The following is a 12,301-nucleotide window of genomic DNA, read 5'->3' as shown; positions in this document are numbered from 1 at the left end:
TGTTAGGTTGCAAGTATTATTCTGACTTTTATTTATATTAAGACCTTGCCTTTCATCCCCACATCTAAAGAAGGGGGGCTTTTCGGCAATTTTATTGTAATAATTAAGTCCATTATATTTATAAAATTATATTATTTACTCATGACAAATCAAATTATATATTAATTGCTTTTTTTACATTTCTAAGTGGTATAGCAATCTTAACTACAAATTTTTTATCATCATACTCAATCACAACATTGCCACCATATTTATTTACAGCGTTTTTTATACTTTTTATTCCTAATCCATGAAGTGTACCTTTTTTATCTGTTACAATTTTCCCATTCTTTGTGATAATTTCATTTACTTTAGTGTTTTCTACTCTTATAAGATAAAATTTTTGTAAAACATCACCTTTAACACAAATTACTTTACTTCCCTCATCAATTTTTTTGCATGCTTCAATTGCATTATCTAAGACATTTGAAAATATATGGCATACATCTATTAATTCAATAGCTTCACAGTGACCAAAATTTATTCCTATTTTAAGTTCTATATTATTTTTATCACAAACTTCTTTCTTCTCACTCAATATAGCATCCAAGATAAAATTACCAGTATTAAATGAAATGTAATTACTTTGAATCTCCATCTGTAAGTCATCTAAATATGAAGTAACATCAATACCTTTTTTAACCATAGTTTTTATGCATAAGATATGATTTTTCATATCATGACTTAATAATCTAGTTTTTAAATGTTTCTTTTCTATATCCTCATAATATTCATTTTTAGTGTGTAAAACGTTTTTAATCATATTATTTTCTGCTATCAATGCATTATACTGTTGTAGTTTTTTAGCAATTAAAATCAAGATAATACTTGATAGAAGTAACATGATAGAGATAATAAGTAATTGATAATTATGTATTAAACCACCACTAGTTTTAGGATTAAATATGTATTTAAAAATAGTAAAAAAAGATGCTATATTGGCAATTATAGGTATAATTACATATGTTAATGTCTTTTTATTTATTTCTATATTCAATTTTGTTTTTAATGTCTTATATAAAAATAAAGTTAAAAGCAAAATTGTCTTTCCAGATACAATTGACTCAATTCTGTATATGTTTTCTGTTAACATTTTGCTCATATCATCTATAGAATTAATCCAAATTGTTAAAGACATACTCAAAGCATCTATACCCATTAACAACATCCAATACATTAAAGATATTAGTATGGCTTTTATAAGCCTTACTCTATATGAAATTTTGTAAAATACAACCATAATCATCATAGATATAATTACTCTTATATTTGGAAGTACATCAAAGAAATAAAATAGATTAGCAAAAATAATAATACCTATCATGTAAATATTTATTCTTTCATTAGAAATTTTTTGTATACTTGTGTAATCTAGTATTTTTTTACAAACAAACCATTCTATGATAAAAGACATAGCAATGAAAATATTCCAAAACAAATTTGACTTTATCATAATATTTTCTCCTAGTGTATTAATAATTTAATTTTTAAAATTTTCCATATAACTTAATTATATACGACTCTACACCTGTAGTAAATACCTTGATAGAATTATCCTAAATAAATTAAATTTTATTTTATTTTTTACTCATATCATTACATATGCTAATGTATTTAAGCATTATTCCTTCTTCCAATTTAATAACAACATCATTTCTCTATAAATAACTATAAAAGTACGTTTTTTATATAATTTAGTATGTAATTCTTCCCTAAAACGGCATAAAGCCGTAAGAATTATAATAAAATAAATTTTATCACACGAAATACATTGACAGGCGAGGTATATAAAAGTATTATATACTTAAACGGAGGTGATGTTTATGACAATCGCATCTGATATGATAAGAGGTCATACAGAAACAATTATCTTAAAGCATTTACTTGAAAAAGATAGCTATGGTTATGAGATTAATAAATCTATATTAGAAAAAACACAAGGCTTGTACGAGTTAAAAGAAGCAACTTTATACACAGCCTTTCGTAGACTTGAACAATCTGGTGCAATAACATCTTATTGGGGAGATGAAGCTACTGGTGCTAGAAGAAAATATTATTCTATAACAAGCGAAGGTAGAGAAAAATATAAAAAAAGCCGTGAAGAATGGGATAATACAAAATTGTTAATAGACACATTAATTTAGGAGGTGAAAATATGTTAGATAAAATACATGATTATATTGAACAAAGCTTTACAGAAGTTAAAGAAACAAGAAAGGTCAAAGAACTTAAAGATGAACTATTCGAAAATCTAAAAGAAAAATACAACGACCAAATACAAAATGGTAAATCAAAGCAAGAAGCATATAATTCAGTAATATCTGGGATTGGAGATTTATCTGAATTAATTGAAAGTGTTAAAGAGCCATATTTTATGCCTTCTGAATTAATTGAAGAAAGAAAGAAAAGAGCTTTGAGAGTATCAATAGCAATTGCTCTTTTTATAATAAGCCCATTTTTAACTGCGGTTTTAATTGTAAACATTGGTATCCAACCAACTCTGGCTAGTCTTCCAATGTTTATATTAATAGCAGTTGGAACAGGTCTACTAGTCTACAATGGAATGACAAAACAAAACTATAGTCCATCTGATGATACTATGGTAGAAGAATTCAAAGAATGGAGAGTAAAAACTAAAAGTACAAATCTTGCTTATAAATCATTTATGAGTGCATATTGGATGATAATAGTTGGCATCTTTTTAATTGTTAACATATGTTTTGATGCTTGGAGCTTTTCATGGATAATATTCATAATAGGTGCTGCTGGAATTCATATAGCCGAAGGGGTACTACAATTAAAAGACGCGGAGGATGATGATAAATATGAATAAAAAATTTTTAAAAATAAAAATTATTGTTTGGAGTATTGTAGCTATAGTATTTTCTATAATATTTATTGTTTTCCTTACAAATACTATAATTTCGTCTGAATATGATGTCAAAGATTTGATTAAAGATTCAGTTAAAAATGAAAGTTTTTTATCCTCTAATAAAAATTATGATAAGTATCTAACCGTTAAAAGCGAGAGTTTTTCAAACAAAATAAATAATATTAATGTTGACTGGACTTCAGGTGAAGTTAGAGTTTTAAAGAGTGATTCTAATAAAATTAAATTAATTCAAAAAGCTCCTTCTAATTTTTCAAAGAAAAAGATTGCAAAAATAAAGGTTGATGGCAATACTCTTTCTATCATTGATAATTCTGCAAAAAAATTCTTCATTGGAATTGGACTTCCAAAATCAACAGTACTTGAACTATATTTACCTGGAAAATTATATAACAATATAAATGTATCTACTACTTCAGCAGATATATATAGTACTTATCTTAAAAGTAACATGACGGATATTGAATCAGTTTCAGGTAATATAGAAATGTCTGGTAAGATTGACAAAATTACTTTGGAGACAACTAGTAGCAATATCAACATAAAAAAACTTGATAGTAAAAGTGTTATTTGTAATTCAGTCTCTGGTAAAATTCAGCTTTCTGGTAAAACTGACGATTTGAAGATAAATACAACAAGCGGAGATATAGATTTAAAAAATATGGACAACAAGAATCTTATATGCGAATCAACTTCTGGTAAAGTTAATATAGAAGGTAGATTTTCTAATATTAAATCTGAGGCAACTAGTGGGGATATAAAAATTAATTCAAGTGAAATGTTATCTTCTTTCAAATGTGATACTATTTCTGGTGATATTGATTTGTATATTCCTGAAAATTCAGGATTTACTTTAGATTTTAGTAAGGTCTCTGGTAATTTAAATAGTAGCTTTAAATTACTTCAGGATGGCGATTCATATATTTATAAAAATGGGACTGCAAAGATGTATGTAGATACTACAGGTGCCAATTTAAATATTAGAAAAAACAACTAACAAAAAATAGCTATATTAAAGCGTTATATAAATTACATAAAGATAAATATATATTAAAAAGTTATATAAATTACATGAAGATAAATCTTTATATCTTACAAACAAAAATTAGAGGCACATTATCATAAAAAATATGACTAAATGTGCCTCTAATTATACTTATTTATTCATAAGATACTTATCTATCCAAAAAATACTTAGCTATACACAAGTTAATATTTTATATATCAATTAACTTTATTTTATATATTAGTTTTGGATAATACTTTCTCTTGATTCAATTTCTTTTGAGATACTAGCTATAAACTCATCTAATTTAATGCTACCTATTTCACCTTTATCTCTTGATCTTACAGAAACATTATTTTCAGCTACTTCTTTTTCACCTACTACTAACATATAAGGAACTTTTTCAAGTTGAGCTTCTCTTATTTTAAATCCAATTTTTTCAGCTCTATCATCTAGTTCAACTCTTATGCCTTTATCAAATAATACTTTTTTAACTTCATTAGCATAATCCATAAACTTATCAGATATAGGAAGTATCTTAACTTGAGTTGGAGATAACCAAACTGGGAATTTACCAGCATAATGCTCAATTAATATACCTATGAATCTCTCTATACTACCAAAAGCAACTCTATGAATCATAACTGGTCTATGTTTTTCACCATCTTGTCCAATGTAAGTATTATCAAATTGTCTTGGAAGTTGCATATCTAATTGGATAGTACCACATTGCCAAGTTCTTCCTAAACAGTCTCTTAAATGGAAGTCTATCTTAGGGCCATAGAATGCTCCATCACCTTCATTTATAGTATATGGTAGACCTAACTCTTCTAAAGCTTCTCTTAATCCATTTTCAGCTGCTTCCCACTCTTCTTCGCTTCCCATAGAATTTTCTGGTCTTGTAGATAATTCTAGATTGTATTCAAATCCAAAAGTCTTGTAAATACCATCTATTAGATTAGCTACACCTTTTATCTCATCTTTAATTTGTTCTGGTAACATGAATATATGTGAATCATCTTGAGTAAATGCTCTAACTCTCATTAACCCTTGTAATGCCCCAGATAACTCATGTCTATGAACTCTACCAAGCTCTGCAACTCTCATTGGGAAATCTCTATATGAGTGTAATTGAGAATTGTAGTAAATTAATCCACCAGGACAGTTCATAGGTTTTATAGCATAATCCTCATCATCTATTTTAACTGTATACATATTCTCTTTGTAATGATACCAGTGACCTGAAGTCTCCCATAATTTTCTGTTTAATATAATTGGAGATTCTATTTCAATATATCCAGCTTTTCTGTGTATTTCTCTCCAGAATTTTAATAATTCATTTTTAAGTTCCATTCCTTTTGGTAAGAACATAGGGAATCCAGGACCTTCATCAGGTATCATAAATAAACCTAATTCTTTACCTAATTTTCTATGGTCTCTCTTTTTAGCTTCTTCTAATAAATGTAGGTACTCTTCTAAATCTTTATTTTTTTCAAAAGAAGTTCCATAAATTCTTTGAAGCATTTTATTTTTTTCGTCACCACGCCAGTATGCACCTGCTACACTTTGTAATTTAACAGCTTTAACCTTTTTAGTAGATGGTAAATGTGGTCCTCTACATAAATCAGTAAAATCACCTTGTTTGTAGAAAGATATTATTTCACTTTCAGGTAAATCAGATATAAGTTCTACCTTGTAATCTTCTCCTTGTTCTTTCATAAGCTCTAAAGCTTCATTTCTAGGAAGTTCAAATCTTTCTATCTTTAAATCTTCTTTAGCTATTTTTTTCATTTCAGCTTCTATTTTTTCCAAGTCTTCTGGAACTAATCTATGTTCTAAATCTATATCATAGTAGAATCCATTCTCTATACTTGGCCCTATAGCAAGTTTTGCTTCTGGGTAAAGTCTCTTTATAGCTTGAGCTAACATATGTGCTGATGTATGTCTAAAAACGTCTTTTCCTTCTTTATCCTCAAATTTAAATAAGTTTAAATCACAATCACTATCTATCATGTGGTCCAGACCTACAACCTCTCCGTTCACAGACGCTGCTACCACATTTCTAGCTAATCCTTCACTAATGGATTTAGCCACATCCATAACAGAAAGAGCATTTTCAAATTCTTTTATTGAACCATCTTTTAAAGCAACTTTAATCATTGTTTTTTCCTCCTTATTGAGATAATTTTTAAATTTTTTGTAATAAAAAATCGCCCCAAAAATATTTGGGACGATATTAATTCGCGGTTCCACCCAAGTTGGCGTATACAAATATATACAACCCTCTTGATGACTATAAGGTCGTCACCCGAGCACTTTCACAAATTGTATAAAACAAACACTGCTAATAAGCTCAGCTCCAAGGTAGTTTTCAAATAGACCTATTACATGGGTTTTCAGCCATAGACCCAGACTCTCTGTGAATGGTTTCCACTTTACTCTTCCTCTTCAACACTATAATTTTTGATATATTTTCATTATAACAGATAGTCATACATCAATCAACATTAATGTAATATATTAATTACCCATTATTTTTCATTTCAATCAATTGTAAACTAATATTCTTATATTTTGTATTAGTTTAATCTTTTGATTTATAGTGACATTATAATATTTTCACTAATTTTAAATTTTTAAAACGTATCTACATGCATGATAGATATAACTAGATAAATATAGTCACTAATCCTTGAACTATACCTATTAAGAAACCTAATACAAGGCCTAAGATTTCTATGTGTTTTAATTCATTTTTAGCTATTCTTATAATTATTTCTTCTAGTTCATATAAATCTAGTTCATTAATCTTATCTTCGACCATTTTTTGTATATCTATACGCTCATTTGCTTTATTTATTATATTTTTGCTTAATTCATCTATACTTTGTTTCACTTCAGATTCAATTATATCTCCTAAATAGTCCTGAATCATGTTCTTTATACTGCTTGGTATAAATGAAACTTTCTCATGTATGATAATTTTTACCCTTGCTTTTATGTATCTTACAACTTCTTCCTTATCTTCGTCAGTAATGATATTTGCAAGTATTTCGTCCATTGAAAGAAATTCGTTTTGAATTATTTCACCTACATTTGCTGCTATTTCTGCTCTTCTCTTTGGTATAAGACCTACTATCTCTATATTTAAAACAGGTATCTTAATAGGTACTATTGGTCTAAATATCAGTCTTATAGCAACTACATTTGTGACATAACCTATAAATCCACCAATAACAGCTAATATTAGTATCCTAATTAAATTATCCATTATAAAACTTCTCCTTATCAATTGTATATTTGTTAGCTATATTTTATCTTTAATAACTCTAGTTATATCATAGCTTTATATACAATTATAAGTCTTTCGTGTCGATTTCAAAAGAATTTTTTTGATTTCTAATTTTTATTTTTACTATTTTAGTTATATTTTACTCTCTTTTAACTTCAATTCACCTTTAATTTGAATATATTTTTATTTTTAGCTTTCTTTTCAGCTCTTAAATTATATCTTTCAATTCTAATTTTCCATAATTATACTAACTTTATTTTCAAAAATTGCTTCTACTGTATCTATGATTTCCTTTGAGCAATTGTTATTTAATAAATCTAATATTTCTATCTTCTTAGGACATAGAGTCAATAAGGTACTTATTAAAAAGTCCTCATAATTTAAATTTTCTCTTATGACCATATTTATAATTTCTTCATCATCTATACTATCTATTTTATTTCCATTTTTATCGTATAAAATAAATGTATTATCTTCCATTATATGAACTTTAAGCAAATCTATCTTTTCTTCTTGAGTATCTATAAAATATTTTAAAACTCTTATAAACTCATCTTGGTCTCTTTTTATTAAATACTCTTCAACTGCAATATCACCTATAGCAGAAATATATTTCATAAATTCTCTCATTCTAAATCGAATAAAACCTTCCACATTTATAAAATCATTTTCCTCTATATAGTTCCTAACCCTTGTAAATACTGTTTCTCTCATAAAAATCTCTTTTTTAGCAAATATGTTCAGTGAATATATGTATATATTATTTTTATCTTCAGGATATGTACGCCCATAGTATTTTAGAATGTATTCTTTTAAAAGTTTCTCTTTCATTATACTTATTATCATACTAGTTATTTCTGTAGATATTTCATCAATATTTAGAGCTCTTTGTTCAGTTTTAGTACCATTAAGTATTTTCTTATTTAACACTTCTTGCTTTGCAGAATCAATTACGACTTCTACAATGTCATTTGTATATATTAATCTATCGTTTACGTTATTATTCCTCAAAAATTTCATAGAAGAAATATTATCCTTCTCAACCAAAGTTATCGCTCCTTTCTTGTCATGAGAGGAACTATAGAACCTATATCGAGTAAATTTTCACTACTAAGTGTAACTATCTCCTTGTTTTTACTTTCTATAAAACTTTTTATACGTTCATAGTCAGGATGTTTTTTAACATCTCCACAAAAAGCTAGCTTATCCTTAGAAATTAACCCTGTACATCCACCTATAAATCCATAATTCATCTCAAATAAATTTATATGACCTTTTTCTATTAATAAACACTCTATTTCTGTATTCTTCATGCTTTTCCAAATACCTTTATCTGATGTTATTATAGATGTTCTATCTACTATACAGATTGAGCATTTAGAATAGCCCTGCTCTATATTTATCTTTTTAAGTTTATTATTTTCAATATAATCTAATATTACTCTATCAGTGTACTTAAAATTGTGTATGGCATAATCACCAACTATAGCAATATTGTAAGGTATATCATAAGGATATTTATTTGATAAATTAGCTTCTCCCTTAATTATATTAAATTTATGTTTACTTAATAACTCTTTGTATTGATTATATACATTCGGCGCAACAATTATATCTCCTTTTCCTAAATTACAAATACATATATCTGGGTGATATTTTATACTTTCATATAATTCTTTACATTCTATTGTTTTTATTATCTCTATATTTCTTAATTTTAATTCATTTTCCATTAGATAACTAATTCTTTTGTCCACCAAAGCTAGACATAAATCGTCATCTAGTATAAATGGCTCTCTTGTAAATTCCATTTTTTACTCCTTTTTATTTTTTTTGATAAATTTCTTATTTGAATATAAATAAAGTGTGCAGTAGATTTTTTCTACTTACACACTTATTATTGGACTTTTATGTAATTAATCTAAATTAATTTATTTATTTTTTTATAAATTCTTATAAAAACTCTACTTTATCATCTAATTGATTTTAATTTAGCTATATCATTCCAATTGCTTGCTGTTACTATTTCAATTTTATTTAAGTCTCTTTTTATCTCTTGTGTGTCTCCCTTAACAGATACAACATGTTTTTCTGTATATTCTAATTCTATCTTTGTGTCTTTTAAATCTTTTTTAATTTCTACTAGATTATTTTCTATCTTATATAATCTAGAGTCTATTCCATTAAATCTAGCATCCATTTTATCTAGTCTTATGTCCACTTCATCAAATCTAGCATCTACTTTATCTAATCTTATGTCCACTTCGTCAAATCTAGCATCCATTTTATCCAGTCTTATGTCCACTTCATCAAATCTGGCATCCATTTTATCCAGTCTTATGTCCACTTCATCAAATCTAGCATCTACTTTATCTAATCTTATGTCCACTTCATCAAATCTAGCATCCATTTTATCTAGTCTTATGTCCACTTCATCAAATCTAGCATCCATTTTATCCAGTCTTATGCCCACTTCGTCAAATCTAGCATCCATTTTATCCAGTCTTATGCCCACTTCGTCAAATCTAGCATCCATCTTATCTAATCTGTCGTTAATACTGTTTTGCATTTTATCCAGAAATTGCAAAATTTTACCTTCCATATGTATCAACTCCTCTACAGATAATTATAACATTTCACATAAATATTATACATATCTTCAGCAATAATTAGTATGTATCTTTCACCTTATTGTACTCTTTTTTTACATATTCCAAAACATCTGGTGGTATGTTTCTACTGCTATTTGGAGTAAGTCCAATTTCTCCATCTTTTATCTTAAACTCCATGACTTTACTTCCCTTAAAACCATCTTTTACAACATTCTGTATCAATTCATAAACAGGCTGTTCTATATCCTTTACAATTGAACTTATTACATTATCTGGAGCCATCTCATATTGGTCTTTATTAATAGCTATAACTTTACCACCATTTTCTCTAGCTACCTGAATAGCTCTTTTCCCATCATCTTCTGTGGCTGAAAATACAACATCTCTATCAGAATCTCTCATTTCTTTTGCAATAGTTCTAGCTGACTCAGGATTTTCAAATACATTTGCATACTTTACCAATAAATCAGCATTTTTATTTGAAGTTTTAAGCCCTTTTCTAAATCCAGATTCATATTTATCTCTACTAGAGCCTTCAACTCCTCCTATAAATCCTACTTTACCAGTGTCAGTCATTTTTCCTGCAATAAGACCTGCCAGATATCCAGTAGAATTATCTTGAAATGATACAGAAATTACATTAGCTGGTTGAACCTTATAATTATAATCAACTATCGCAAATTGCTGTTTTGGATATTTTGTAGCAGCTTGTTTAATTGGTTCTGCAAATCTAGCTCCAACTGCTATTATCAAGTCTGGTTCATATTTATATAATTTTTCTATGCTATTTGCAAAGTCATTAGAAGTCTTTGGTCTTTCAATCTTCTCTCTAATATCAAAATCCTCATCAGCTGTTTTTAAAGCTGACAGTACATGATTATTATACGATTCATTCCCTAAGCTTTGAGTATCTAACAATACTCCAACAGTTTTTCGTACATAAGAATCATCTTCCAATTCATCTTCATTATTGCTACTTGTACTATTTGACTTATCTTTATCGGACGAAGTTGACACATTTTTAGATTCACTTTGTTTAGACTTATTATTATTTATATTAGAATTATTATTTACTCTATTAAATCCAAAATCAAAATTACAGATAACTAGTATAAAAACTGTAAAGACCACGACAAAACAAAACATCAATATCCTTTTTATTTTCACAAAACTCACTCCCTGATATAGAACATGAAGTCTCTATAGATTATTTATTGTTCTTATTTACATATTCTAACACATCAGGAGGAATATTTTGAGAACTATTTTGAGCAAGTCCAGTACTTCCAGACTTCATTGTATTTTCTATAACTTTACCACCCTTATATTCTCCTTTTACAAAGCTTTGTATTAAGTCATAAGTAGGTTTTTCAAAGTCTTTTACAATAGAACTTATAACATTTTCTGGGGCTAACTCATGCTGATCTTTATTAATTGCTATCACTTTTTTATTCTTTGCTCTAACTGCATTTATTACACTCTTTGAATCATCCTCAGTATTAGAAAAAATAATATCTACTCCGCTATCCATCATTTTTTTAGCGACAGATTCAGCAGATTTACTATCCTTAAAAATATCTACATACTCAACTGAAACATCTTTTATATTGCTATTAGAAAATTTAACACCTTCTTTAAATCCAGATTCAAATTTGTTTCTACTGGACCCCTCTACACCACCTATAAAACCAACCTTATCAGTTTCTGTCATCTTTCCAGCAACTAATCCAGCCAAATATCCAGTCTTATTATCCTCAAAAGAAATTGAAGTTATATTAGATGGTTGTTTGTCATACTCATAATCTACAATGGCAAACTGTTGCTTTGGGTATTTCTTGGCTATCTTTTCTAGAGGCTTTGCAAATCTAGAACCAACAGCTATAATCAAGTCAGTATTATCATTACATAAAATATCTATGCTATTAGAAAAAGTTGATGAATCATCTGATTCCACTTTATTTGTATCTATGTTAAGATTTTTTTGTGCAGTATTTAAAGCTAACAAAGCTGAATTATTCATAACTTCATTGTTTGACCCTTCAATATCTAATATCATAGATACAGATTTTTTTGAATTTTCTTTATCATTTAGCTTATTTTTATTATCTTGATTAGAACCAGAACTATTACTTGAATTACTGCTACATCCAACTAATATTCCAGTACTCATTGCCACAGTTAACATTAATACCAACAATTTTTTTAAACGCATCAAAATTCACTCCTTATATTTTTGTGATATTTTTACATCCTATTTACTAATTTGCTATACCTCATTTGCAAGTATTTCTTTAATTTTTTCAATAAACTTACCATAAAAAAGTGTGTAATAGATTTTTATCTATTTACACACTTCCCTAAAAGCTCAACTTAATATATCAACACTTAATTATATCTAAAACAAATCATATCTAGTGTATCAATGTTTAACATATCTTATCATAATTTAATAAAAAAATAAA

The 12,301-nt window shown here is 27.4% G+C and carries 11 protein-coding genes and 1 other annotated feature; of the genes, 3 read left to right on the top strand and 8 right to left on the bottom strand.

Annotated elements, in window-relative coordinates:
- Window positions 1–154 precede the first annotated feature (154 nt).
- Entirely contained in the window at window positions 155–1,492 is a 1,338-nt protein-coding gene (locus KGF46_RS16950; protein WP_227862192.1) for an ATP-binding protein, read from the bottom strand.
- A 370-nt stretch (window positions 1,493–1,862) separates the two neighbouring features.
- Here KGF46_RS16950 and KGF46_RS16945 point away from each other — a divergent pair, with 370 nt between their 5' ends.
- Genes KGF46_RS16945 through KGF46_RS16935 form a run of 3 tightly spaced genes read left to right on the top strand, consistent with a single transcriptional unit; the run spans window position 1,863 to window position 3,926 of the window.
- A complete protein-coding gene (locus KGF46_RS16945) occupies window positions 1,863–2,183 on the top strand; it encodes a PadR family transcriptional regulator (RefSeq protein ID WP_227830303.1) in 321 nt (106 codons plus the stop codon).
- Window positions 2,184–2,194: 11 nt separating this feature from the next.
- Entirely contained in the window at window positions 2,195–2,872 is a 678-nt protein-coding gene (locus KGF46_RS16940; protein ID WP_227850928.1) for a TMEM198/TM7SF3 family protein, read from the top strand.
- Complete coding sequence (locus tag KGF46_RS16935) at window positions 2,865–3,926, top strand: DUF4097 family beta strand repeat-containing protein (RefSeq protein ID WP_227830305.1); 1,062 nt, start codon at window positions 2,865–2,867, stop codon at window positions 3,924–3,926. The genes KGF46_RS16940 and KGF46_RS16935 overlap by 8 nt, the downstream gene beginning before the upstream one ends.
- A gap of 249 nt (window positions 3,927–4,175) precedes the next feature.
- Here KGF46_RS16935 and thrS read toward each other — a convergent pair whose 3' ends face one another.
- The 7 genes from thrS to KGF46_RS16900 form a co-directional block, all read right to left on the bottom strand.
- On the bottom strand, window positions 4,176–6,095 hold the full coding sequence (gene thrS / locus KGF46_RS16930; RefSeq protein WP_227830306.1) for a threonine--tRNA ligase: 1,920 nt from the start codon (window positions 6,093–6,095) through the stop codon (window positions 4,176–4,178).
- Window positions 6,096–6,158: 63 nt separating this feature from the next.
- Window positions 6,159–6,396: a binding site (T-box leader), on the bottom strand.
- A gap of 207 nt (window positions 6,397–6,603) precedes the next feature.
- The gene (locus KGF46_RS16925; RefSeq protein WP_227830307.1) at window positions 6,604–7,206 is read right to left on the bottom strand and encodes a DUF445 domain-containing protein; all 603 of its coding nucleotides are present in this window, start codon (window positions 7,204–7,206) and stop codon (window positions 6,604–6,606) included.
- 249 nt (window positions 7,207–7,455) lie between these two features.
- Entirely contained in the window at window positions 7,456–8,274 is an 819-nt protein-coding gene (locus tag KGF46_RS16920; protein ID WP_227842745.1) for a putative sporulation protein YtxC, read from the bottom strand.
- A gap of 2 nt (window positions 8,275–8,276) precedes the next feature.
- The gene (locus tag KGF46_RS16915) at window positions 8,277–9,038 is read right to left on the bottom strand and encodes a DUF6873 family GME fold protein (RefSeq protein WP_227830309.1); all 762 of its coding nucleotides are present in this window, start codon (window positions 9,036–9,038) and stop codon (window positions 8,277–8,279) included.
- A gap of 161 nt (window positions 9,039–9,199) precedes the next feature.
- Window positions 9,200–9,829: a hypothetical protein gene (locus tag KGF46_RS16910; RefSeq protein ID WP_227830310.1), complete on the bottom strand. Its 630-nt coding sequence runs from the start codon at window positions 9,827–9,829 to the stop codon at window positions 9,200–9,202.
- 67 nt (window positions 9,830–9,896) lie between these two features.
- On the bottom strand, window positions 9,897–11,006 hold the full coding sequence (locus tag KGF46_RS16905) for a BMP family ABC transporter substrate-binding protein (RefSeq protein WP_227830311.1): 1,110 nt from the start codon (window positions 11,004–11,006) through the stop codon (window positions 9,897–9,899).
- 40 nt (window positions 11,007–11,046) lie between these two features.
- On the bottom strand, window positions 11,047–12,051 hold the full coding sequence (locus KGF46_RS16900; protein ID WP_227830312.1) for a BMP family ABC transporter substrate-binding protein: 1,005 nt from the start codon (window positions 12,049–12,051) through the stop codon (window positions 11,047–11,049).
- Between the last annotated feature and the right edge of the window lie 250 nt (window positions 12,052–12,301).

Origin of the sequence: Clostridioides sp. ZZV14-6153 (genome assembly GCF_020657855.1) — a bacterium.
In the GTDB taxonomy this organism is placed as follows: domain Bacteria; phylum Bacillota; class Clostridia; order Peptostreptococcales; family Peptostreptococcaceae; genus Clostridioides.
Note: the sequence above shows the minus strand (reverse complement) of the source record. Positions and strands in the feature narration are given on the sequence as shown.